Consider the following 23,742-nt stretch of genomic DNA (forward strand, 5'->3'; position numbering starts at 1 on the left):
GCCCGGGCTCAAGGTTGACTTGCCACGCAAACCCCGGGCAATGAGACGCACATGCAGGCTGTTTTGAATTTCCCCGATCTGTCACCCGAAATTTTCTCGATCTCTCTGTTCGGGATGGAGTTTGCGCTCAGGTGGTATGCGCTGGCCTATATCGTTGGCATCCTGATTGCTTGGCGCATGGCGCTGATGGCGCTTAGGCGGCCTGTGCTTTGGGCTGATGACACACCACCGATGCAACCCGATCAGCTTGAGGATTTGGTCACCTGGATCATACTGGGTGTAATTCTTGGTGGTCGATTGGGGTTCGTCCTTTTCTATCAACCCGCATATTATTTTGCGTATCCACTGGAAATTCTGATGGTTTGGCAGGGTGGCATGGCCTTCCATGGCGGCCTGTTGGGCGTGGTGATCGCCACGTATCTGTTCGGCAGGCGCCACGCTACACCGATTCTTTCGCTGGGTGATCTGGTTGCCTACACAGTGCCGCCCGGGTTGTTGCTGGGACGATTGGCGAATTTCACTAATGCCGAGCTTTGGGGTCGACCCAGTGAATTGCCATGGGCGGTGATCTTTCCCGGAACCACGGCCCAAGATTGTCCCGGCGTTATTGCAGGGATGTGCGCTCGCCACCCTTCGCAACTGTATGAGGCAGCACTCGAGGGTCTGATCCTCGGGGCGGTTCTGATATGGCTGGCCTACCGGCGCGGCGCGTTTCAAAAACCAGGTCTGGTTATGGGCGTATTTCTGGCTGGCTACGGCGCATCGCGGTTTTTTGTCGAATTCTTCCGTCAACCCGATGCGCAATTTGTATCGCCCGGGAATCCGCTAGGGCTGGCGTGGCATGTTGGCGGATATGGATTGACGATGGGGCAACTCTTGTCGCTACCAATGATTGCACTTGGCCTTTGGTTGGCATTTCGGGCACGACGCAGATCATGAACCTGAAGGATCGTCTGCTCCTGCGCATCCAGAATGATGGCCCTATGACCATCGCTGACTACATGACCGAGTGTCTGATGCATCCGGAACATGGATACTACACAACCCGCGATCCGCTGGGCGCTCAGGGCGATTTCATTACAGCGCCTGAAATCAGTCAGATGTTCGGAGAGCTAATAGGACTGTGTCTGGCGCAATGCTGGCTGGTACAAGGCAAACCCGAAAAGTTTGTTCTGGCCGAGCTTGGCCCTGGTCGTGGCACCCTGATGGCAGACATCCTGCGCGCCACTCAGAGTGTGCCTGGCTTTCACAAAGCAGCCAAGATCGCATTGCTCGAAGCTTCACCTGTTTTGCGCGACGTACAAGCCAAGGCACTGCAAGGGTATGAACCTCAGTGGATCGAGGCAATTTCTGATTTTGAAGATCTTCCTCTGTTTCTGGTGGCAAACGAGTTCTTTGACGCCCTGCCCATCCGCCAGTTCCTGCGCGAAGGCAAAGGTTGGCGCGAGAGGTTAGTTGGCAAAAATGGTGCATCGCTTGCGTTCGGTCTTGGTGCGCAATCGGCACAAGCTGCGCTCAGCGAACGTGTCGAGGATACGCAGGACGGAGATCTGGTAGAACTGTGCGCTGCTGCCAGTTCCATTATGTACTCTGTTGCCGGGCAGATCGCTCGCAACGGCGGAGCCGCGCTGATCATCGATTATGGTGACTGGCGCTCGCTTGGCGACACATTGCAGGCGTTGCAAGCGCATGAACGTGTCGATCCCCTGGATCAGCCCGGTCAGGCGGATCTGACCACACATGTCGACTTTGAGGTCTTGGCGAAGGCGTCTCATGCTTCGGGCTGCGCATATACAAAACTGACCCCGCAGGGGGTGTTTCTTGAACGGCTCGGGATCACCGCGCGCGCGCAATCGCTTGCCGCCCCTCTCAGCGGGTCACAGCTTGAGGCGCTGGTCTCTGCACATCGACGGTTGACGCACCCCGACGAAATGGGAAACCTGTTCAAAGTACTGGGCCTTTATCCGCCAAACGCCACGCCGCCACCGGGACTGGAACCATGACACTGGAAATCATTACCTCAGACATGCTGTCCCCCGTACGACACGGGTTCTTCAGCCGCCGCGGTGGCGCATCTTCTGGTATCTTCGAAGGACTCAACTGCGGAACTGGGTCGACAGATTTGACTGAGGCCGTAGCTTTGAACCGTCGGCGCGTCGCCGACGCGATGGAAGTGGCACCTGAGGCGATGATCGGTGTGCATCAAGTGCATTCACCGACCGTGATTGCAGTCGATGGGCCGATGACGGGTGACAAACCCAAAGCTGACGCGGTTGTCACATCAACGCCGGGTTTGGCGCTTACAATATTAACCGCTGATTGTCAGCCGGTGCTGTTCGCGGATCCTGACGCAAATGTGATCGGGGCCGCACATGCCGGTTGGCGCGGCGCGTTGGACGGTGTGCTGGAATCAACACTGGACGCGATGGAAGCGCTCGGAGCCAACCGGGATAACACAGTTGCCGTAATCGGCCCCACGATTTCACAACGCGCTTACGAGGTCGGCTCAGAGTTTCTGGACGACTTCCTTGCTGACACGCCAGAGAACGCGCGTTTTTTTGCAAATGGCAAAGGTGACCGGATGCATTTCGACCTGCCCGCCTTTGGCCTGCATCGTCTGCGCGAAGCTGGTATCGGCCAGGCCGAGTGGGTCCGTCACTGCACCTACTCCGACCCCGACAGGTTTTATTCCTACCGGCGATCGACCCATGCCAACGAGGCCGACTACGGCAGATTGATTTCCGCTATCAGGTTGTAAATCTGGCCCAGATTAAGGCAGCTTTGCCCAGTTTCCGCCACATTTCTTGTGTTTATCAGAGTCAGAATCGTCTCAAATTTTCGCCAATGCACAGACGGTTACCCCAAGTGGGGTCGTCATGGCATGGGCGGAAGCAACTAAGAGGTACCTGAAACCTTCAATTTGTCCTCAATTCAACCCGGATCAGCCTTATAGGCGCCGCAAATCAGCGTCACATTGGCTTCATAAACGGGAACAGGGCGACCGCCCTATCGAAGCAGGACAATGGATATGAAATCGAAATCACGCTTTCTCAGCGCCGTTTTTGCGGCTGTCAGGGATCAAGAACCAGAAATGCCCTGGAAGCGGGTTTCAAGTCACTCAGTCAGAGTTGCACGCCGTCTGGCGGCGCGACGCTGACACAGCAACCCCAAGAGACCAGCTGCCGGTCTCAGAGGGCAAACGCATACCGGATGAAGCTCCGGTTCGGTGTGTGGGGTCGCAATCAGGACTGCGACCAGGGTTCGGAGCGCGTGTGTGCAGGCAATTGCAGCCTGCGGTTTACGAGTTTGTCTGGGGGGTCAAGAACTTGACCAAAACACTGGTGTTTTCTGATGCGGCGCTGTGCATTCGCGGCGACCGGCCTGTGTTTACCCATCTGATTACAGACAAAGAACAAGGTCGTCCGGCGATATTGCACGGGGGTTCAAGCCGTCGGACGGAATTTAGAGGGGACGGAATACCATGACTATTCCAAATTCTCTGGCCCGCGCTGCCAGAAACGCGGTCGAGACGTCAGCGCTATTGCGCGATGCGCCTCGTCCCGCGACAAAACAAAAAGCACAGCTTCGACGCTATGAAGTGTGCAGTCTGCTGAAAAACGGGGATATTTCACAGACACGCCATATCGCGCCAGCTTTGCCGATGTTTGAAGATGCATTTTGTGCGTTCACGCGCGGATCGTTGGTCGAGACGCCGCAAGGCCAGATGGCGATCGAAGATCTGCTGCCGGGTGATGATGTCCTCACTCAGGACGGATCATCGGAAACCGTGCTTTGGAAAGGGTCTGTCACGCTGATACCCGGACGCGAGGATACGCGCGGGCGAACCCGGCCGCTGACACGGATCATGGCCGACACGTTCGGGATGCAAAAACCGATGTCGGGCGTCATCACGGGCCCCGCCGCACGTCTGCTGGGTACGCCTACGCACATGCGTCATTTGAACGGCGGGCAGCCCATGCTGACACCCGTCAGTGAGTTTCAGGATGGAATGGGTATCATTGAAACGCTGCCGCCGACTCCGGTCGAGCTGTTTCATATCTGTGTCGCCCGGCATTCCGTGATTCGGGTCGATGGCCTGCAATTCGAGACCTATCATCCGGGCATCAACGCAGTCCGAATGATCAGTCACTCTTTGCGCTCGATCTATTTGAATCTATTCTCACATATCGAATCGTTGAATGATTTTGGGCCGTTGCTCTTGCCAAGAGCCGGAGATGGTGAAATTGACGCTATGACAGCGTGAACTGGTTAACTATTACTGCAAGCGTGGGGCATTATGCAGATTTTACTGAGTTGGGTTTTAACCCTTGCACTGGCAGCGATGCTGCCACCCTGTCCTGTGGATCAAACAAGAGGTAGGTTCAGGCCGTCCGGTTCATCCGGTCTTCCAGTACGTCAAATGGTACGCCTGGCTCGTCTTTTGCGCCTCGGATAACAAGCGAAGTCTTGACGCTGGCCACGTTTGGCGTGGTCAGCAACTCGCCTGTCAGAAATTGCTGAAAACTGCTGAGATCCGGTGCGACGCATTTCAGGATGAAATCAACCTCGCCATTCAGCATGTGGCATTCGCGAACCAATGGCCATTCCCGACACCGGTCTTCAAAGGCGCTGAGTTCGGATTCAGCCTGACTTTCAAGTCCGACCATGGCAAAGACCTGCACTTCGAACCCAAGCTCGCGGGCGTTCACCTCGGCATGATAGCCGCGAATGTACCCCGAATCTTCCAGCGTCCGCACCCGTCGCAGGCAAGGAGGAGCGGATATTCCTACGCGCTTGGCAAGCTCAACATTGGTCATACGGCCATCGGCCTGCAGTTCCGCAAGAATTTTGCGGTCGATTTCATCCAACCGGGTCGTGACCATCGAATGCTCCTGAGTTTTTCAGTTGTTATATCAGCAGCCCCGGGAGGCGCAATAATATTTCACAGCCACGCAATTTTCGTTATTTCAGATACATAATTGGCCGCAAAGCCAATCATTAGGCACATCACGGACCTGCAATATGAAGGGGCTTTAAGCCCTGCCCTGCGGTCGCTATATCGATCCGCACCGGACAACACGTCCGCCGAGGCAGTTTGAGTGAGGATACCATGGCCGAAACACGACACACCAAGGTTCTGATCATCGGGTCGGGACCTGCAGGATACACCGCGGGCGTTTATGCAAGCCGGGCCATGTTGGAACCGATCCTGGTGCAGGGTATCGAACCCGGTGGACAACTGACCACCACAACCGAGGTGGAAAACTGGCCGGGTGACACCGAGGTTCAGGGGCCAGACCTGATGGTTCGGATGCAGGATCACGCCAAGGCAATGGGATGCGAAGTGATCGGCGATATCATCAGCGATCTCGATCTAAGCAAGCGTCCCTTCACAGCCAAAGGCGACAGTGGCACCGTCTACACCGCTGACGCGGTGATTCTGGCAACGGGCGCACGAGCCAAGTGGTTAGGCATTCCCTCGGAAGAGAAATTTAAAGGGTTTGGCGTATCAGCCTGTGCCACCTGTGACGGCTTCTTCTATCGCGGTCAGGAAATCGTTGTGATCGGCGGCGGAAATACTGCCGTGGAAGAAGCGCTGTTCCTGACCAACTTCGCAAGCAAAGTCACTCTGATCCACCGCCGCGATGAGTTGCGAGCTGAAAAGATCCTTCAGGATCGGCTGTTCAAGAACGAAAAGATCGAGCCGCTTTGGTTTCACGAACTGGATGAGGTGATCGGAACCGATGCCCCACTGGGTGTGGAAGGCGTCAAGGTCAAGAATGTAAAGACCGGCGAAATCACGGAGATTCCGTGCAAAGGCGTATTTGTCGCTATCGGCCACGCCCCGGCAAATGAGCTGGTCAAAGATACGCTGGAAACCCACATGGGTGGCTACGTTGTGACCAAGCCGGGCACAACGCAAACTTCGGTTCCGGGAGTTTTCGCTGCCGGAGACCTGACCGACCACGTATACCGTCAGGCTGTGACAAGTGCCGGTATGGGCTGCATGGCCGCGCTGGATGCAGAACGATTCTTGGCGGAGAACGACTAAGATGATCACAGATTTCTCCGGCCTCGTCTGGAGAATTCTGTTCCGCACCCAATCGGGTGACCCGCTATCATCGGCCCGTGCCCCCGAAGGACGGTTTCATCATTCTGGCCAATTCGCGCTTTATGCGTCGCTTAGCGCTGAAGGGGCCGCGATCGCCATTCGGCGCTATGTCTCGCAGTGCGACCCTCCACGGGCGATCCATCGCTTGAAGATATCCAAGGCGCAAGTATTGGATTTGCGAGGGTAACCTTCTGCCTCGATCGTCTGGCAAGACATGCGGGCAACCGGCATACCCTCTCCAACATGGCGATTTTCGGACAAGGCCCGCACATACGGCGCGGATGGGCTGTTATACAGTTCGCGCTCGCGTCCTGAACTGAGCCATCTGGTGTTGTTCAACGCAGAACACCAGATGATACAAACCGCAGGCGCCCCCTGCGACTGGTTCCACGAAAGGTGACCGCGCCTATCTTGACCGGTGCCCGGCACCGTATCAGGATCAACCATAGTAACGCGAAGAACAGGTGAGCTTTTGGAAAACGTTCTTTGGCGCGGCGGATGGATGAGCCGGCTCAGAATCGCAAGCGGGCTCGTGCTGTTTGTCTTTGCGTTCTTTCATTTCATCAATATCGGCCTTGGTCTGTTTCACACTGATTTGCTGCACGGGATGCAGGGCGGACGCAAAGCTGTCAGCCGTAATGAGATCGGCAGCATCGTGATATATGGCGCATTGCTGCTGCACATGGGACTGGCGCTTGTCTCACTCGCGCAGCGCCGCACGCTCAGAATGCCTTTCAGCGTCGCGCTTCAGGTTATTCTTGGATTGTTGATCCCGCTGCAGCTTATCTCACATCTGGTTCAGACCCGATACGCGCATGAGATTTTCGGGGTGAATGATGAAATGGGTTACATCATCATTCTGATGTGGCCCAGCTCCGCGATCTGGTTTCAAAGTCTATTGCTTCTGTTGGTGTGGGTCCACGGATGTATAGGGCTACATATGTGGTTACGGTTGACCACATGGTGGCGCGCGATGGTTCCATATCTGATCGGTCTCGCCGTCTTTGTACCGGGCTTCGCCTTCGCAGGCCTTCTGACCGAGGGGCGGCGAATCTGGGCCGATTTTGCCGACCCCGATCTGCGAGAACAGTATGTCGAATACTATAACTGGCCTTCGCAAGAAGAGTTTCAGTCCTTGTTTTCCGTCACAGACTATACGCAGTGGGTTTTCTGGGCCGCGCTTGCACTAACAGGCTTGGTCTATCTCGGGCGCAAGCTTTGGCGGCGGCGGCATTCGGTGCGGGTGCGCTATGTCAACGGTCCAGAAGTTGTGTCGGAGAAAGGCATGACCCTTTTGGAGATGTCACGCGCAAATGGCATCCCACATACCGCGCTGTGTGGTGGCAAGGGGCGCTGCACGACCTGTCGCGTAGTGGTTGAAGATGGTGCCGATCAGTTGCACCCGCCAACCGAAGTTGAGGCCCGCAGTCTGAAAGCGATCAGCGCGCCAGAAGGAACCCGCCTGGCCTGCCAGATGCGGCCGTCCGATCCGCTCACGGTGTTTCGTGTTTTCCGCCCCGACGGCGCGCGTGATCGTGCGCATGCGAGCCAAGGGCAAGAACGGCAACTGGCGGTTCTGTTTCTGGACATGCGCGGGTTCACCGCCCGCACAACCGGGCAATTGCCGTATGATATCGTGTTTCTGTTGAATCGTTTCTTCGACGCAATTGTCCCAGCAATCACGGCGCAAGGCGGGGTTGTCGACAAATACATGGGCGATGGGTTGCTGGCGATGTTCGAAACAGCCAACGCCGCAAGTTCGGCAAGTGCCGGTCTGAGGGCAGCGGCCGGGATCGGACACGCATTGGAGCGTTTCAACCAGCAGCTCCAAGCAGAAGGCAGCCAACCTGTGCGCATTGGTATGGGTCTACATCTTGGTGATCTTGTGCTGGGCGAAATCGGAGCGGCTAAACACGCGCCACGCACCATCATTGGAGACGCTGTAAACGTTGCCAGCCGTTTGGAGGCTGAAACCAAAGCACTGGGGGTCGAACTCCTTGTATCGGACAAGGTTTTGGACGCGGCTGGATTACAATGTGATCCCCGCGATCTGCGGGAATTCAGCCTGCGCGGTGTCTCTGAACCTGTCCCCGCCCTGCCCGTCAGGCACGCAGCCGACCTTGAGTCGCAAACCTCACCACTGGAACAGATTGCCTGAGAATGCGCCTAATGAGCCTGAGCGGCGGGATTTTTTCAATAACCTGAAACAAAAAACAGAAAACCGTTCCATTTCGAGAAAAAACCACGCATTTCATCCTTAGTTTTTGCAAGTCTATGGACTTCACCCTCAGGCCGAGGCACATGCCCTGCAAACACCCTTGAAACAAATGCCAACAGAACTGCGATAAGAGTTTTCCGATGACGATGTTAAGCAATCTGGCCCCTATCTCCGAACTGTATGTTTCCTACGAGTCTGCGCAGAAACTCAAGATAGAAGCCGCTGATCTGACCAGCTGGGATCTTAAGCCCCGGCAGATTTGCGATCTGGAACTGCTTATGAACGGCGGGTTCAATCCGCTCAAAGGTTTCCTGAGCGAAGCGGACTATGACAACGTGGTCGAAAACATGCGCCTCGCCGATGGAACACTTTGGCCAATGCCGATCACCTTGGATGTTGATGAGGATTTTGCCGCATCGATCGAGCTGGGCCAGGATATTGCCCTGCGCGATCAGGAAGGCGTGATCCTCGGCACCATGACCGTGACCGACCGCTGGACACCAGACAAGGCGCGTGAGGCGGAAAAGGTCTTTGGCGCTGATGATGATGCGCACCCGGCTGTGAATTACCTGCACAATGTAGCGGGCAAAGTTTATCTGGGCGGCCCGGTCACTGGCATCCAGCAGCCCGTGCATTACGATTTCAAAGCCCGCCGCGACACGCCGAACGAGCTACGCGCCTATTTCCGCAAAGTGGGCTGGCGCCGGATCGTTGCGTTCCAGACCCGTAACCCTTTGCACCGTGCGCATCAGGAATTGACCTTCCGTGCTGCAAAAGAAGCACAGGCCAACTTGCTAATTCATCCCGTGGTTGGCATGACCAAACCGGGCGATGTGGATCATTTCACCCGCGTGCGTTGCTACGAAGCCGTGTTGGATAAATATCCGGCCTCGACTACGTCGATGTCGCTGCTGAACCTTGCGATGCGCATGGCTGGCCCGCGCGAGGCAGTCTGGCACGGGTTGATCCGCGCAAACCACGGCTGCACCCATTTCATCGTCGGTCGTGACCACGCAGGTCCAGGCAAAAACTCTGCCGGTGAGGATTTCTACGGCCCCTATGATGCACAAGACTTGTTCCGAAAATATCAGGACGAGATCGGCGTCGAGATGGTCGATTTCAAACATATGGTCTATGTGCAGGAACGCGCGCAATACGAGCCGAATGACGAGATCCTGGACAAGGACAACGTCACGATCCTCAACATCTCGGGCACTGAACTGCGCCGCCGTCTGCGCGAAGGGCTGGAGATTCCGGATTGGTTTTCGTTCCCCGAAGTTGTTCAGGAACTGCGCAACCGCTTCCCGCCGCGCTCGCAACAGGGATTCACCGTATTTTTCACCGGTTTTTCAGGCTCGGGCAAATCCACCATTGCCAACGCCTTGATGGTCAAGCTGATGGAGACCGGGGATCGTCCGGTTACCTTGCTGGACGGGGATATCGTGCGTAAGAACCTGTCCTCGGAACTGGGCTTTTCGAAGGAACATCGCGATCTGAACATCCGCCGCATCGGTTATGTCGCGTCTGAGATAACCAAGAACGGCGGTATTGCCATCTGTGCTCCTATCGCGCCTTACGCAACTACCCGTCGTGCTGTGCGTGAAGAGATCGAACAATTCGGTGCATTTTGCGAGGTGCATGTCGCGACCAGCATTGAAGAATGCGAGCGCCGAGACCGCAAGGGTCTGTACAAACTGGCACGTGAGGGCAAGATCAAAGAGTTCACGGGGATTTCCGACCCTTACGACGCCCCTGAAGACCCAGAGCTGCGCGTCGAGACCGAGAATGTCGAGGTTGACAACTGCGCACATCAGGTTCTGCTTAAACTGGAAAGCATGGGGCTGATTGCAGCATCCTGATCACTTAAGACGAAAAAATACATCAAAGGCCCTCAGATTTCTGAGGGCCTTTTTCGCAGGTGCGGGTCTGGTTCAGTCGGGCAAATTCACCTGCCCGCGCATCAGGACATGGCCGCGCCCGGCAACTTTGATCCCCGTCATCGCATCCGAAGGTCCAACGCGTGTCACGGTCGCCTGACCGGGGCGGCCCATGTCATGGCCCTGTTCGGCGATGAATGTCTCTTTGTCCATCAGTCCGTGTTTCCAGAGATAGGCCGCCATCGCACCGGTGGCCGATCCGGTGAACGGGTCCTCGGGCGGGCTGGGGGGCGCCATCATCAGGCGCGAGAATGTGTCGCCCGTAGTCGTTGCGCCTTTCAGTGTTACAAGAAACGGTTCAGCCATGTCCGACCCCGAGAAACCGGCCTTTTCGGTAATATGACTGAGCAAAGCAACATCCAGCTTGGCAGCGCGCAGCGCCTCGTGATCGCGCAGGACCGTAATGCAAAAGGGCAGACCGGTTGAAACGAACTGCGGTGGAGAAATTACCACCTCTTCAGGCAGGCTGATGGCGGCGGCAACCAGATCTGCGGGCACATGATCGCCGAATTGCGGGGCGACCTGCGTCATTTCGATGTCATCACCATTCAGTTTGATCGATACAATCCCTGCTCCGGTCTCAAGCGTCAGAGCATCACCCTGAACCAACCCCCGTGATCGCATCGCTGCAACGGTTGCTATGGTCGGGTGCCCGGCAAATGGGATTTCCCGGCTGGCCAGGAAGTACCGGACCCGGATATCAGCGATATCGGATGGCCCGGTAAAAGTGCATTCAACCAGAGAAGTCTCGCGCACATATGCCATGCAAACCGCGTCCGACAGCCCTGCACCCTCATGCACAACTGCGCAGCCGTTGCCACCAAAGGCCTGATCGCTGAACGCATCCACCCAATCGAAATCATACCAGCTCATCGCGCACTCCTGCGTTTCAATCAGCGGCACGATCACCGCTGAGGCAGAAAATGTCACGTCAATTCGGCGGAATGTTTGGTGGCCTAGTGAACGGCCACCGGGGACAGGTCATGTTCGCGTGCCAGTACAAAGGCCAGCTTGCGGTCGGCAACCAGTGCCAATTGCTGCCCATCGGAATCGTGGACAGCATACAGCTGATCCAGATCGCCTGCCTGCTCTCGCAGATCCTGCGGAAGGTCTGCCACATCAACGGCCTTTACATAGACAATCCGATTGCCTTCGGCGTTGATCTCAATCGGTGTATTCATTGCTCTTACCCCTTCTTGATGTTGATTGTCTGAACCACGGTTTCAGGCACGGCGCGGGTCAGGTCCACATGCAGCAGACCGTTTTCCATGATCGCCTCGCCCACCTCGACCCCGTCAGCCAGCACAAACATGCGCTGGAATTGACGCGCCGCGATGCCACGGTGCAGGAATATGCGCCCCTCGCTGTCGTCGCGCTGACGGCCCCGGATCACCAACTGGCGATCCTCGATTGTAATCGACAGGTCCTCTTCCGCGAAACCGGCCACCGCCAAGGTGATGCGATAGGAAAAATCCGAGGTCTGCTCGATATTATAGGGCGGGTATCCTTCATTTCCGGCCTTTGCAGACCGTTCCAGAAGGCGTTCCAACTGCTCGAACCCCAAAAGATGCGGGTATGAGCCTAAGGTAAGTTTCGACACGTATTTTCGTCCTTCATTGTCAAAGCGACGTATTCTGCGGTCCCGATGTCGGCAACCGCGTGATATAGAATATGGGAAGATACAGGGATGTCCACAAGGTCTGGCCGGATAAACCCTGACACACTATCTTGTGTTAGAAGCACCACTTGAAACACTGAGTCGTCCATGAACGCACCCACCGATCTTTCGATGAAAACCGATGAAGTCCTACGGGTGGAATTAGAGGTCTTTCGACGCCAGCACCGTGATTTGGACGAAGCGATCGAGGCCTTGCAGGCCAAGGGGACCTCGGACCAATTGACGATCAAGCGGCTAAAAAAGCAGAAACTGCGCCTGAAAGACATCATCCGTCTGATCGAAGACAGATTGACCCCCGATATCATCGCCTGAGACGCGCGTACCGCATTGCCACATATGCGGATTTGGCTATAGTGCGCGCTCTTTCCGATGGCAGGGGCGTAAGCGGATGAGCGATGTGAAAGTAGGGATCATCATGGGCAGTCAGTCGGACTGGCCCACGATGAAAGAGGCCGCCGATATTCTGGATGAATTGGGCATCGCTTATGAGGCGCGGATCGTCTCGGCCCACCGCACGCCGGATCGCCTCTGGGATTATGGCAAAACCGCCGTGTCGCGCGGCTTGCAGGTCATTATCGCGGGCGCGGGTGGCGCGGCGCATTTGCCCGGAATGATGGCGTCGAAAACACGCGTGCCCGTGATTGGCGTTCCGGTGCAAACCCGCGCGTTGTCGGGCGTAGATTCGCTCTATTCCATTGTGCAGATGCCCAAAGGTTTTCCGGTTGCGACCATGGCTATCGGTTCGGCCGGCGGGGCCAATGCGGGTCTGATGGCCGCAGGCATTCTGGCGCTGCAGGATTCTGCGCTTGCGGAACGGCTGGATGCCTGGCGCGAGGCCCTCTCTGCTTCGATCCCGGAAGAACCTCAGCAATGAGCCGTATCGGTTTCATCGGCACAGGCCACATCGCTGCGCCAATCGCGCGGCTGATGGCCGCAAAAGGTCATGATCTTCACGTCACAGAACGCAATGCCCAGGTATCCTCGGCCCTGCAGGCCGAACTTGGGGTCCAAGTTGGCACTCCGCAAGACGTGATTGATGCGTCCGAGATCGTGTTTCTCTGCTTGCGCCCCCATGTGGCCGAGGACGTTCTGGCCCCGCTAAGCTTTCGCGCAGATCAGAAGATTGTTTCGGTGATGGCCGCCGTCTCTGAGGTGCAGCTTGCCAGCCTGTGCGCGCCAGCATCGGATTTCGTGCAAACCATCCCGCTGGGGTTCCTTCAGACAGGGGGTTGCCCGCTGGCCGCTTACGGCAACGATCGCCTTTTGGCTGATTTGTTCGAACCCGAAAACCCTGTGGTCAAGGTTGCCAATGAGGCCGCGTTGAACGCCCACTTCGCCATCTGCGCCATGGTGCCAGGTATCCTGGACCTTATGGCAACAGGCACCGAATGGTTGGCTGATCAGACCGGCGACAAAGACCGGGCCGAATTCTACACCACGCAGCTTGTGTCAGGGTTTCTGACATCAATGCACAAAGAGCATGCGGGCCAATTGGCAGCCGAGCGTGACGCGCTTGCGACCGAGGGCACACTGAGCCTTCAGATGACGGATGTTTTGCAATCCGAGGGCGCGCATGATGCCTTGCGTGCTGCACTGAGTGCGATTGGCAAGAGATTGGAGACATGACGATGTCAGATATGCTTACGCCCGGTGCGACAATCGGGATATTGGGGGGCGGTCAACTGGGCAGGATGCTCTCGATCGCGGCTGCACGGTTGGGGTTCAAGTCAAACATATTCGAGCCGGGCGCAAATCCTCCGGCCGGTCAAGTTGCAAATCAGGTCACGACCGCAGCCTATGATGACGCCGACGCATTGAAGGCCTTTGCTGAGTCGGTCGACGTGATCACCTACGAGTTTGAAAACATCCCCACCCAGGCGCTGGATCTGCTTGAGGCACACCGCCCCATTCACCCGGGTCGAGAGGCGTTGCGGGTCAGTCAGGACCGCTTGACCGAAAAGACATTTCTACAAGGCTTAGGCCTGCAAACCGCGCCCTTTGCAGACATCTCCGATTTGGACAGCTTGCGCGCCGCAATTGATGACATTGGCACCCCCGCCATCCTGAAAACCCGCCGCTTCGGCTATGACGGTAAAGGTCAGGCCCGGCTGCGCGCACCCGAAGATGCCGGGGCGGCACTGGCCGATATGGCGGGCGCGCCGTCCATACTGGAAGGGTTTGTGGACTTCAGCCACGAGGTTTCGGTCATCGCAGCACGCGGTCTGGACGGGCAAGTTGCCTGTTTCGATCCTGGAGAGAATGTCCATCGCGATGGCATCCTGCACACGACCACAATACCGGCACGCCTGTCTCCGGCGCAGCGGACAGATGCGGTATTGCTGGCCGCCAACATTCTCAACGCGCTGGATTATGTCGGCGTCATGGGTGTCGAATTGTTTGTGACGCCACAAGGATTGATCGTGAATGAAATCGCGCCGCGCGTTCATAACTCGGGTCACTGGACCCAGAACGGCTGCGCCGTGGATCAGTTTGAACAACATATTCGCGCCGTGGCCGGTTGGCCTTTGGGCGACGGTCAGCGCCACTCGGACGTCGTGATGGAGAATTTGATCGGGCATGACATGGACCGCGTACCCGAGCTTTCACGCGAACGGGACGTAGCACTGCATCTCTATGGCAAGGCCGAGGTCAAGGCCGGCCGCAAGATGGGGCATTTCAACCGGATTTCGCGATGAGGTAATCGCGCTTAAGCGCGATGCCTCCGGCGGAGGTATTTTTAGCCAGATGAAGCCGGGATCAGCTCAAGAAACGTGTTGCGATACTACCGGACATATAGCTGACACACCCGCCTGATAGTGTGGCGGCGACTTTGTGGGTTGTCGCATCGAGTATCACCAGATCAGCACGATATCCGGGCTGTAACGTTCCGCGATCCTTCAGGCCTAAAACCCGCGCGGGACCGGACGAGACAAGCGCCCAGGCGCTCGCAATATCCAGCAGGCCAGATTTTACCAACATCAGCGCAGCGCGGCGCGGGCTGGGGTAGTGGTAATCCGATGCCAATGCATCACACAAACCCATCGAGATCAGATCCACCGCGCTGGCATTTCCCTTATGTGAGCCGCCCCGCACAACATTGGGTGAGCCGAGGATGATGTGATCTCCGCCCGCCCGGGCACATTCGGCGGCTTCCAGCGTTTCCGGAAATTCCGAGATCATCACCCCGCGCTCGCGCCACTCAGCACGATCCTGCGGCGTTGTATCATCATGGCTGCCGAGCCGAATTCCTCGGTTCGCAAGGACAGTGCAAAGGCTGTCCAGTGCTGCTGGCACCTCGGCGCTGCGGTTGTGCATTGCCTTCAGCATCTCAAAATGCACTTCGGGATTCCGTCCCGCCTTCAGTGCCTGCCCCGTCAAGCGGGGTGGTTTTCGCCCCTCAGCCAGCCGGTCATGAGGTAGATGATCATTCAGAACCACATAAGGCACCTGCCAATCCGCGATACGTTCGGGCAGCCCGTCATAGTCGTCCAGCATATGGGTTTCGAAGCGCAGTTGAGGGATCAGTTGGGTTACAACATCATCCCGAACCGCAGCGATGGCGTCAAAAACCTGACCAGCAAACTCGGGCCCGCGCACGCCGCCTTCCCAACTGTGGAACTGCGCCAGAACAGCTGTGGTTATTCCATTCGCGGCCAGTTCCGCCTCGACCGATAAAATGCCCTCTGCCATCTGCTTCATGGCACCGCGCCGGGGCGCGATGTGACGTTCAAAACCGTCGCCATGCAAATCAATGATGCCAGGCAGGATGAGGTATCCTGACAAATCAATCTGCCGCCCTGCCCTATCGGATTGAATGGTACCTTCGGCGATCGTCAGTTCAGCACGCGACACCCCTTCGCCGGGCAACAGAACATTCGCGCCGGTCAATGTCAGTTCCAATGAGTTCATTGAGTGGGCTCCGAGTCCGGTTCCGAGCAATCTTCCCCAAGACAGATCTGGTCGATGATATCCATCACCCCGTCAAGCCAGGTGATTTGTGGATCGAACTGTCCGAATTCGATGAAATGCAGGGTCTGCGCCATGACCCGCGGGTTGTTCATCATGAACGTATGCGTCACCGGCAAGACGATGTGATCAGCCATACCCTCAACCTTTGTGGTCTCTATCGATACCTTGCCGTCATCTGGACCATCGATCAGAGACGAGAACAATGGGTTCAATGAGTTCTCGCCTGCAATCACCCCCAAATCGAACTCCACGGGCGGCAGGCGGCGTGGAATACCCTCTGGTCCGGTTCCCAACGCAAGCCCTGCAGGGCCATTCAGAAAGCCGAAAACCTCCCAGGCGCCAAGCTCGTCTACCAGTTGGCTGCCCTGATTAGGAGGTCCGAGCATGACAACGCGTCCCAGATTCTCGGGGTCGTTGTCCTGCAACCAATAGCGCAGCAGAATGCCCCCCATCGAATGCGCTACAACGTTAACCGTATCCTCTCCGCAGGCGGCGAACGCAGCTGGTAAAGTCTGGTTGGCGAGGTCTGGTATTGGTAGGTCTGTCGAAGGGTAACCTGGACGAACCACAGTGTAACCATGCGCATGAAAAAGCTGTTCCATGACGGTAAACGAGGCCTCTGTGCGCGCGAGGCCATGCAGAAGAACCACGCATTTCGCATTGGCCACCGCAGGCATAAGGCACAAGAGGAGAACAGCAAGAAATTTCATACACGCCAGATAAGGCCTAACCCAGGCCGAGGGAACCCCTAGCCACGGTTCCGGCGCAGCACCGCCAGTGCGATGCCGCCGAGTACAAATCCGGCGCCGAGCAGAAGCCTTAGACTTGCCGTCTCGGCTAACAGGATGACCCCGGCAGCAATTGCGATAACTGGAACGCTGAGTTGCACGATCGCGGCCACCGCCGGTGAAAGCTGTGGCACGACACGGTACCATAGCGCATAGCCGAGACCGGACGTGACGCCTCCGGAAAGCGCAGCCAGCCCATAGCCAAGCGGAGACATTTGCCAATTGCTTCCCAGCAGGAACAGGGCAAATCCCGTGACGGGCAACGCCATGATGAAATTTGCTGCAGTTCCCGACAATGCATCTGGTTCGGACCGGCCCGCGATGGAATATATGGCCCACCCGACCCCGGCAGCCGTCATTAAGCCGGCCCCTGTCGGGTCGACCTGAACCGTCCCAGCAGGCCAAAGAACAAACGCCAGTCCACCAAGCGCAATACCGGCACCCAATATCTGTCTCAACGTGGGTGCAGAACCGGTCATTGCACCAATCGCAAACATGGTAATTTGCACAACCCCGAACAGGATCAGCGCACCAAGCCCGGCATCAAGCGTCAGATACGCTACTGAAAACCCGATCATATAAAGCGACAGTGACCCGGCCCCAACAACACGTCGACGATCCAAAACAGGGATCGAGCCGCCCCTAAGCGCCACCAATACCGTTAAAACCAAGGCACCAGCCAAAACCCGGATGATGGCAAATCCCGCCGGATCACTTGCGCCACTGTCGATAGCAAGGCGGTTCAGGATCGAATTCGCGGCGAAGGCGCACATGGTTAAAGCGGTCAGAAGAAACAGTCGCATATCAACCGCATAGCCGTTTCAAAGGGATTTGCACACTCACATTCCCGATTGCCGAGCCAATCCCGACCCTCCTCGGACCAGAGCCTACCAGCGCCAATGATACGAATGCACAACAGACATTCCAAACAAAACCGGGGCCGCCCAAAGGCGACCCCGCTATTAAGCACTAAGGCTTAAGCAGCTTACATCATGCCGCCCATGCCGCCCATGTCGGGCATGCCGCCGGCTGGTGCCGCGCCTTCTTTGGCGGGCTTATCGGCAACCATTGCTTCGGTGGTGACCAGCAGGCCCGCAACCGATGCCGCATCTTCCAGAGCGGTACGGACAACTTTGGCCGGGTCGATCACACCGAACGAGAACATGTCGCCATATTCTTCGGTCTGAGCGTTGAAGCCGAATGCTGCGTCGTCGCTTTCGCGAACTTTGCCAGCAACAACCGCACCGTCGACACCAGCGTTCTCGGCGATCTGGCGCAGAGGCGCTTCGATTGCCTTACGAACGATGTTGATACCTGCGTTCTGGTCGGCGTTTGCACCTTCCAGAGCTTCCAGTGCTTTACCGGCCTGAACCAGAGCAACACCACCGCCCACAACAACGCCTTCTTGTACAGCAGCGCGGGTTGCGTTCAGAGCATCGTCCACACGGTCCTTACGCTCTTTCACTTCAACTTCGGTCATGCCGCCAACGCGGATAACGGCAACACCGCCTGCCAGTTTGGCAACGCGCTCTTGCAGCTTCTCACGGTCGTAATCCGACGAGGTTTCTTCGATCTGAGTGCGGATCTGAGCAACACGTGCTTCGATCTCGGCTTTCTCGCCAGCACCGTCGACGATGGTGGTTTCGTCTTTGGTGATCTCGATCTTCTTGGCGGTGCCCAGCATGTCCATGGTGACGGACTCGAGCTTCATGCCCAGATCTTCGGAGATCACCTGACCACCGGTCAGGATCGCGATGTCCTGCAGCATGGCTTTGCGGCGGTCGCCGAAGCCCGGTGCTTTGACAGCAGCAATTTTCAGGCCGCCGCGCAGTTTGTTGACCACGAGGGTCGCCAGCGCTTCGCCTTCAACGTCTTCCGCGATGATCAGCAGCGGCTTCTGCGACTGGATCACCTGCTCGAGCAGCGGAACCATCGGCTGCAGCGAGGACAGTTTCTTTTCGTGCAGCAGGATCATGCAGTCGTCGAGTTCTGCGATCATCTTGTCTGCGTTGGTGACGAAGTAAGGCGACAGGTAGCCACGGTCGAACTGCATACCTTCGACAACATCGGTCTCGGTTTCCAGACCTTTGTTTTCTTCGACGGTAATAACGCCTTCGTTGCCAACCTTCTGCATCGCGTCTGCGATCTGCTGGCCGATTTCGGCTTCGCCGTTGGCCGAGATGGTGCCAACCTGAGCAACTTCTGCCGAGTCTTTGACTTCACGCGAAGCGTCTTTGATGCCTTCGACAACCTTGGCAGTTGCCAGGTCGATGCCGCGCTTCAGGTCCATCGGGTTCAGGCCAGCAGCAACCTGCTTCAGACCTTCGCGAACGATGGCTTGGGCTAGAACGGTTGCGGTGGTGGTGCCGTCGCCGGCTTCGTCATTGGTGCGGCTGGCGACTTCTTTCACCATCTGCGCGCCCATGTTTTCGAACTTGTCTTCCAGTTCGATTTCCTTGGCAACCGAAACACCGTCTTTGGTGATGCGCGGCGCGCCAAAGGATTTGTCCAGAACCACGTTGCGGCCTTTCGGGCCCAGGGTCACTTTAACAGCATCGGCCAGAACATTTACACCGGCCAGCATGCGGTTACGGGCATCGGTGTCAAACTTGACGTCCTTTGCAGACATGTTGTCTCTCCTTGAGAATATCTGTTGAAATGAAGATCAGAGAAAGCGGGTACGCTTACTCGATGATCCCCATGATGTCGCTTTCTTTCATCATCAGCAGCTCTTCGCCGTTGACCTGAACCTCGGTGCCCGACCATTTGCCGAACAGGATCTTGTCGCCAGCTTTTACAGCCATTGCGATCAGTTCGCCGCTGTCCTTGCGCGCGCCTTCGCCGGTTGCAACGACTTCGCCTTCGCTGGGCTTTTCTTTTGCGCTGTCGGGAATGATCAGTCCGCCTGCGGTTTTCTCTTCGCTTTCTACGCGACGAACCAGCACACGGTCATGAAGCGGTTTCAATGCCATCTTTGCAGCTCCTTGGGCTCAAAGTTTGTTATCCTCCCCTCGCCGACTGACGAGGCGTTAGCACTCGGGTCTCATGAGTGATAACGACGCATAGCTAGGGAGTTGCAGGAAGCGAGTCAACAATATGTGAAAGATTTTTTTTGCCTGGCGCGATAAGCAGGCAAGAACAAGGCACCTAGTCTGGCTGATCCCAGCTGTACGCCCAGTGTTTCAGACCTTCTTGCCCTGCCTCAGACAGCGCGTAGACGCCCTTTTCCACTTTTTCGAACCAGCCGTAATGATTGTCGTACATCAAACGTGTCGCCGCACTTACGCCAGTGGCCTTTGCGACATCGGCCCCCTTGCCCGCTCCGTTCTCTGCCAGATGGGCCGCGCATTTTAGCGCATCTTGCCGATAGGCCGTTACGATCCCATGACGCGTGGCACCGCCCGCATTGGGATCGCCCTGCAACCTTTCAAACTCGCGCAGCAATCGCTTAGCCCTGACCTTATCCTTGCGCGGCGCATAGGGGCCGGGATCGCATTGAACCTCGACCGCTCCATCAGAGCGCACGGTGATCAGGCCCAATCCCAGGCGGCGGCACAGCGCCAGATTATCCTTCAACGCCCGTCTCGCTGCCCGGCCTTTTGGTTTACAGACCCCAATATAGACCTGATCGGTTATTTTCAGTCGTGTGATGGCCTGATGAAACAGCGCGAGACTGAAGCGCAGCTTGAGTTCCACGATCACCGGCTCCTGCCCATCCCGCAGAGCAACAATATCGGCGGCGCCAACCTCACCTTTCACGGTATATCCCTGACGTTCCAACAAGGCTTTGATGGGTGGATAGAGATCCTGCTCGAGCTTCATAACGCTATGCTATGTAGTTTCGCGCGGATTGCCAGCCACGGTTTGAAGACAAACTACATTGCAACTTACAAGAAGGCAGGAGTACGTCTTGGTCATATTCGCCATTTCCGGAAGGTTCCATATGCGCTTGCTCAGCTTTTGTCTCGGCCTTTTGCTTCCGATTACCGCCCATGCGGCCTGCGAAGGGAGAGATCTTAGGCTTGACCTGTCGGCCGAAAGTCAAGCTGATCTCGAGAAGACAATCAGTGACATTCCGTTTCCGGAGGGCAACCACTGGATCGCGACAAAAGACGGGACCGTCTTGCACCTGATCGGCACCCTCCACACCAGCGACCCCCGCATGGCACCCGTGGTCGAGCGCTTGGAGCCAGCTCTGAGTCAGGCCGACGCGTTTTTCTTCGAGGTCACACAGGACGAAATGGACGCGTTCGAAAAAGATCTGGCCGATGATTTCAGCCCGGTCCTGATTACGTCCGGCCCCACTTTGATTGACCTGATGTCGGAAGAAGATTGGACAGCGCTGTCCGCGACTCTGGCCGAGCGTGGCATTCCCGCCTGGATGGCCGCCAAGATGCGCCCCTGGTTTCTAGGCATGATGTTGGGCATTCCGCCTTGCCTGATGAATACCCCAGACTTTGATCGCGGCATGGACACGCGCCTGACGGAACTGGCCGAACAACACGGGATACCCCAGTATTCGCTAGAGCGGATCGAGGATCTGATCGCCATGTTCGACAGCCATTCTTTAGAGGAACAAGTGGCCTCACTGACCAGGCTGGCCGGGGCGCTGCAGGCCGGGGACGACCAAATGATCACGATGGCGAACGCCTATATCGAAGAGCAGCACGCCGCGATCATTGAGCTTGCGAAAATTCAGGGACTTGAAGCTTCAGGGATGACACCAGAAGAGTTTAACGCCGAATGGAAAGGGTTCGAGGATCAGCTTCTGGTGCAACGCAACGCCAACTGGATGGAAAAGATTCTGGACCTGAAGGATCAGACCGCGGTGATCGCTGTCGGGGCCGGACATCTGAGCAACGACTACGGCTTACTGAACCAGCTACAGCAAGCCGGATATACACTGGAACGCGCTGAATTCTAGGTTTTCAGACCAAGGGTCGCAGCAAGTTTGCTTCCGGGTGACAACCGTGTTTGACCACCCTATAAGGCGCGCAAATCCATATTCTTCAGGACACGAGACATGACAACGCTAGTTTTTGGCCACAAATCTCCCGACACCGATTCCACCGGCTCTCCAATCCTGTGGTCGTGGTATCTGAACGAAGTGAAAGGTGAACAGGCACAGCCCGTTTTGCTAGGCGAACCCAACACCGAAGCCGCCTTTATGCTTGAGCGTTGGGACCTGCCCAAGCCGCAAATCATCGAGGACGTGGCCGAGGATGCACCGGTTGTCATCGTCGACACCAACAATCCGGCCGAGCTGCCCGCCAGCATCAACAGCGCCGATATCCGCGCCATAATCGACCACCACAAACTGGTTGGCGGGCTTGAAACCAAAGGCCCCATCGACATCACTGTGCGCCCGCTGGCCTGCACGGCAACCATCATGGTCGACCTGATGGGTGACGACGCCGCCAAGATGCCCGACGCGATCAAAGGTGCCGCGCTGACCTGCATCCTGTCGGACACACTGGAATTCCGCTCACCCACAACCACCGCGCACGACCGCGCCGTGGCTGAGAAACTGGCGGCTGAACTTGGTCTGGATGTCTCGGCCTACGCCGCCGACATGTTTGCAGCAAAATCGGATGTATCGTCATTCTCGGACGCCGAACTGATCCGCATGGACAGCAAAGAATACGAAGTCGACGGCACCAAGTTCCGGGTCTCGGTTCTGGAAACCACTGCCCCCGGTGTCGTGCTGGATCGCAAGGACAGCATCGTAAGCTCGATGGCTGATGTGGCCAAGGAAGACGGCGTTGATCAGGTGTTGCTGTTCGTGGTCGATATTTTGAACGAAGAAGCGACGCTATTGGTTCCAAATGATCTGGTGAAAAGCGTCGCTGAGAAGAGCTTTGGCGCAACCGTGGACGGTGACGCGGTTGTGTTGCCCGGCGTGATGAGCCGGAAAAAGCAGATCATTCCGAACCTCAAGGTTTGAAATTAGATCATCAAAGGCGCCCGAAACCGGGCGCTTTTTTTTTGCGAGGCTCTGCCTCGCGCTCCGAGATATTTTTGGCCAGATGAACAAGGGAAACAGATTTCGGTCGCTCCGCCTTGGGCTGCACCTCTGGCCAATCCCCCCGCGCTCTGCCATAGGCTTTGACATCTCGCATTCCCTGCTGCACGAGGCGCGCCATGACCCAGATCGTTTCTTCACTCGCTGAAATCTCTGACCGCTACAAAGCGTTATTCGTTGATTTGTGGGGATGCGTCCACAACGGGATCACAGCCTACCCCGAGGCCGTCGCGGCACTGCAAGCTTATCGCAAAGCCGGAGGCACGGTGGTTCTTGTAACCAATTCCCCCAAGCCTCGGGCCGGGGTTGCCGAGCAGCTTTTACAATTCAATGTGCCAGCGGATGCCTATGACACGATTGCAACCAGCGGTGATTCGGCGCGTTCAGCGATGTTTCGCGGGGCGATTGGCGAAAAAGTCTACTTCATGGGGGAATGGCAGCGGGATGCCGGTTTTTTTGAACCCCTGAAACTGCTGGATCATCCGATCCATATTGAACGCGTTCCGCTGGACGCGGCCGAAGGCATCGTGTGTTGCGGCCCGTTCGACCCGATGGCGGACCCGGATGTGAACCGGCCCGACTTTCTTTATGCCAAGCAGAAAGGGATGAAACTGCTCTGCGCCAATCCAGACATCGTGGTGGACCGAGGCGAAACGCGCGAATGGTGCGCAGGTGCTTTGGCCCGACTTTATACGGAGATGGGTGGTGAAAGCCTATATTTCGGTAAGCCACACCCGCCGATCTACGATCTGGCCCGGCGCAGGTTGCAGGCGATTGGGGTTGATGTGTCGGATTCTGAAATACTTGCCATAGGGGACGGGCCGCAAACAGATATCGCTGGAGGCATGGGGGAAGGCATTGATACCCTCTTCATCACCGGCGGTTTGGCAGCCGCAGAAACCAAAACATCACATCATCCAGACGAAGACGCGTTGAAAGCTCATAACGAGAAGGAACAGATCAATCCAACCTATTCGATTGGTCGCCTGAGATAGCAAAAAAGACTTGATTTTCTGCA

24 protein-coding genes and 1 pseudogene are annotated in these 23,742 nt (G+C 56.8%); 15 read left to right on the top strand and 10 right to left on the bottom strand.

Annotation, left to right across the window (positions count from 1 at the left end; genetic code table 11):
- Window positions 1–51 precede the first annotated feature (51 nt).
- The 4 genes from lgt to ACR0DK_RS01760 all read left to right on the top strand — a co-directional run bounded on the left by lgt (window position 52) and on the right by ACR0DK_RS01760 (window position 4,264).
- Window positions 52–939 carry a prolipoprotein diacylglyceryl transferase gene (lgt, locus tag ACR0DK_RS01745; RefSeq protein WP_480734624.1) on the top strand — a complete coding sequence of 296 codons (888 nt, stop codon included), beginning with the start codon at window positions 52–54 and terminating at the stop codon, window positions 937–939.
- Window positions 936–2,003, top strand: coding sequence for a class I SAM-dependent methyltransferase (locus ACR0DK_RS01750; protein ID WP_480734625.1), 1,068 nt, complete (start codon window positions 936–938; stop codon window positions 2,001–2,003). The genes lgt and ACR0DK_RS01750 overlap by 4 nt, the downstream gene beginning before the upstream one ends.
- A complete protein-coding gene (pgeF, locus tag ACR0DK_RS01755; RefSeq protein ID WP_170401812.1) occupies window positions 2,000–2,758 on the top strand; it encodes a peptidoglycan editing factor PgeF in 759 nt (252 codons plus the stop codon). The genes ACR0DK_RS01750 and pgeF overlap by 4 nt, the downstream gene beginning before the upstream one ends.
- A gap of 723 nt (window positions 2,759–3,481) precedes the next feature.
- A complete protein-coding gene (locus ACR0DK_RS01760) occupies window positions 3,482–4,264 on the top strand; it encodes a Hint domain-containing protein (RefSeq protein ID WP_170392383.1) in 783 nt (260 codons plus the stop codon).
- Between the two features lie 118 nt (window positions 4,265–4,382).
- Here ACR0DK_RS01760 and ACR0DK_RS01765 read toward each other — a convergent pair whose 3' ends face one another.
- Window positions 4,383–4,883 (bottom strand): Lrp/AsnC family transcriptional regulator, encoded by a 501-nt coding sequence (locus ACR0DK_RS01765; protein WP_170392385.1) that lies wholly within the window; start codon window positions 4,881–4,883, stop codon window positions 4,383–4,385.
- Between the two features lie 227 nt (window positions 4,884–5,110).
- Between ACR0DK_RS01765 and trxB the strand changes: the two genes are divergently transcribed.
- The 4 genes and pseudogenes from trxB (at window position 5,111) to ACR0DK_RS01785 (ending at window position 10,189) form a co-directional block, all read left to right on the top strand.
- Window positions 5,111–6,052 (top strand): thioredoxin-disulfide reductase, encoded by a 942-nt coding sequence (gene trxB, locus ACR0DK_RS01770; protein WP_170818829.1) that lies wholly within the window; start codon window positions 5,111–5,113, stop codon window positions 6,050–6,052.
- A 1-nt stretch (window position 6,053) separates the two neighbouring features.
- Window positions 6,054–6,512, top strand: a pseudogene (locus ACR0DK_RS01775) (RES family NAD+ phosphorylase).
- A 102-nt stretch (window positions 6,513–6,614) separates the two neighbouring features.
- Entirely contained in the window at window positions 6,615–8,270 is a 1,656-nt protein-coding gene (locus ACR0DK_RS01780) for an adenylate/guanylate cyclase domain-containing protein (protein WP_480734626.1), read from the top strand.
- Between the two features lie 200 nt (window positions 8,271–8,470).
- On the top strand, window positions 8,471–10,189 hold the full coding sequence (locus ACR0DK_RS01785; protein WP_170801983.1) for a bifunctional sulfate adenylyltransferase/adenylylsulfate kinase: 1,719 nt from the start codon (window positions 8,471–8,473) through the stop codon (window positions 10,187–10,189).
- Window positions 10,190–10,261: 72 nt separating this feature from the next.
- On the opposite strand, the gene ACR0DK_RS01790 is transcribed toward ACR0DK_RS01785, so the two are convergent.
- From ACR0DK_RS01790 to ACR0DK_RS01800, 3 genes are all read right to left on the bottom strand, one after another.
- Window positions 10,262–11,140: a PhzF family phenazine biosynthesis protein gene (locus tag ACR0DK_RS01790; RefSeq protein ID WP_480592007.1), complete on the bottom strand. Its 879-nt coding sequence runs from the start codon at window positions 11,138–11,140 to the stop codon at window positions 10,262–10,264.
- Between the two features lie 83 nt (window positions 11,141–11,223).
- Window positions 11,224–11,448 (bottom strand): DUF1150 family protein, encoded by a 225-nt coding sequence (locus tag ACR0DK_RS01795; RefSeq protein ID WP_170392397.1) that lies wholly within the window; start codon window positions 11,446–11,448, stop codon window positions 11,224–11,226.
- 5 nt (window positions 11,449–11,453) lie between these two features.
- On the bottom strand, window positions 11,454–11,867 hold the full coding sequence (locus ACR0DK_RS01800) for an Hsp20 family protein (protein ID WP_010441788.1): 414 nt from the start codon (window positions 11,865–11,867) through the stop codon (window positions 11,454–11,456).
- Between the two features lie 165 nt (window positions 11,868–12,032).
- Between ACR0DK_RS01800 and ACR0DK_RS01805 the strand changes: the two genes are divergently transcribed.
- The 4 genes from ACR0DK_RS01805 to ACR0DK_RS01820 all read left to right on the top strand — a co-directional run bounded on the left by ACR0DK_RS01805 (window position 12,033) and on the right by ACR0DK_RS01820 (window position 14,641).
- Complete coding sequence (locus ACR0DK_RS01805) at window positions 12,033–12,257, top strand: YdcH family protein (RefSeq protein WP_010441787.1); 225 nt, start codon at window positions 12,033–12,035, stop codon at window positions 12,255–12,257.
- A gap of 76 nt (window positions 12,258–12,333) precedes the next feature.
- A complete protein-coding gene (gene purE, locus ACR0DK_RS01810) occupies window positions 12,334–12,819 on the top strand; it encodes a 5-(carboxyamino)imidazole ribonucleotide mutase (protein WP_170594571.1) in 486 nt (161 codons plus the stop codon).
- Window positions 12,816–13,571: an NAD(P)-binding domain-containing protein gene (locus tag ACR0DK_RS01815; RefSeq protein WP_480734629.1), complete on the top strand. Its 756-nt coding sequence runs from the start codon at window positions 12,816–12,818 to the stop codon at window positions 13,569–13,571. Before purE ends, ACR0DK_RS01815 begins: the two co-directional genes overlap by 4 nt.
- Before the next feature lie 2 nt (window positions 13,572–13,573).
- Complete coding sequence (locus ACR0DK_RS01820; RefSeq protein WP_480734630.1) at window positions 13,574–14,641, top strand: 5-(carboxyamino)imidazole ribonucleotide synthase; 1,068 nt, start codon at window positions 13,574–13,576, stop codon at window positions 14,639–14,641.
- Window positions 14,642–14,702: 61 nt separating this feature from the next.
- Here the strand turns inward: ACR0DK_RS01820 and ACR0DK_RS01825 are convergent, their stop codons facing one another.
- The 6 genes from ACR0DK_RS01825 to ACR0DK_RS01850 all read right to left on the bottom strand — a co-directional run bounded on the left by ACR0DK_RS01825 (window position 14,703) and on the right by ACR0DK_RS01850 (window position 20,524).
- Window positions 14,703–15,854: an alpha-D-ribose 1-methylphosphonate 5-triphosphate diphosphatase gene (locus ACR0DK_RS01825; RefSeq protein WP_170401837.1), complete on the bottom strand. Its 1,152-nt coding sequence runs from the start codon at window positions 15,852–15,854 to the stop codon at window positions 14,703–14,705.
- Window positions 15,851–16,624 (bottom strand): alpha/beta fold hydrolase, encoded by a 774-nt coding sequence (locus tag ACR0DK_RS01830; protein ID WP_170401841.1) that lies wholly within the window; start codon window positions 16,622–16,624, stop codon window positions 15,851–15,853. The genes ACR0DK_RS01825 and ACR0DK_RS01830 overlap by 4 nt, the downstream gene beginning before the upstream one ends.
- 38 nt (window positions 16,625–16,662) lie before the next feature.
- Complete coding sequence (locus ACR0DK_RS01835; RefSeq protein ID WP_480734631.1) at window positions 16,663–17,505, bottom strand: DMT family transporter; 843 nt, start codon at window positions 17,503–17,505, stop codon at window positions 16,663–16,665.
- A gap of 182 nt (window positions 17,506–17,687) precedes the next feature.
- Window positions 17,688–19,331: a chaperonin GroEL gene (gene groL / locus ACR0DK_RS01840; RefSeq protein ID WP_223116848.1), complete on the bottom strand. Its 1,644-nt coding sequence runs from the start codon at window positions 19,329–19,331 to the stop codon at window positions 17,688–17,690.
- 55 nt (window positions 19,332–19,386) lie between these two features.
- On the bottom strand, window positions 19,387–19,674 hold the full coding sequence (gene groES, locus ACR0DK_RS01845; protein ID WP_010441779.1) for a co-chaperone GroES: 288 nt from the start codon (window positions 19,672–19,674) through the stop codon (window positions 19,387–19,389).
- 175 nt (window positions 19,675–19,849) lie between these two features.
- Window positions 19,850–20,524, bottom strand: a complete 675-nt coding sequence (locus ACR0DK_RS01850; RefSeq protein WP_170594561.1) for a DUF2161 family putative PD-(D/E)XK-type phosphodiesterase — start codon at window positions 20,522–20,524, stop codon at window positions 19,850–19,852.
- Window positions 20,525–20,645: 121 nt separating this feature from the next.
- Here ACR0DK_RS01850 and ACR0DK_RS01855 point away from each other — a divergent pair, with 121 nt between their 5' ends.
- From ACR0DK_RS01855 to ACR0DK_RS01865, 3 genes are all read left to right on the top strand, one after another.
- Window positions 20,646–21,626, top strand: coding sequence for a TraB/GumN family protein (locus ACR0DK_RS01855; protein WP_480734633.1), 981 nt, complete (start codon window positions 20,646–20,648; stop codon window positions 21,624–21,626).
- A gap of 99 nt (window positions 21,627–21,725) precedes the next feature.
- On the top strand, window positions 21,726–22,646 hold the full coding sequence (locus tag ACR0DK_RS01860) for a manganese-dependent inorganic pyrophosphatase (protein ID WP_170420563.1): 921 nt from the start codon (window positions 21,726–21,728) through the stop codon (window positions 22,644–22,646).
- Between the two features lie 197 nt (window positions 22,647–22,843).
- Window positions 22,844–23,719: a TIGR01459 family HAD-type hydrolase gene (locus ACR0DK_RS01865; RefSeq protein ID WP_480734634.1), complete on the top strand. Its 876-nt coding sequence runs from the start codon at window positions 22,844–22,846 to the stop codon at window positions 23,717–23,719.
- Window positions 23,720–23,742: the final 23 nt, after the last annotated feature.

It is taken from the genome of Ruegeria sp. CE6 (genome assembly GCF_056537485.1).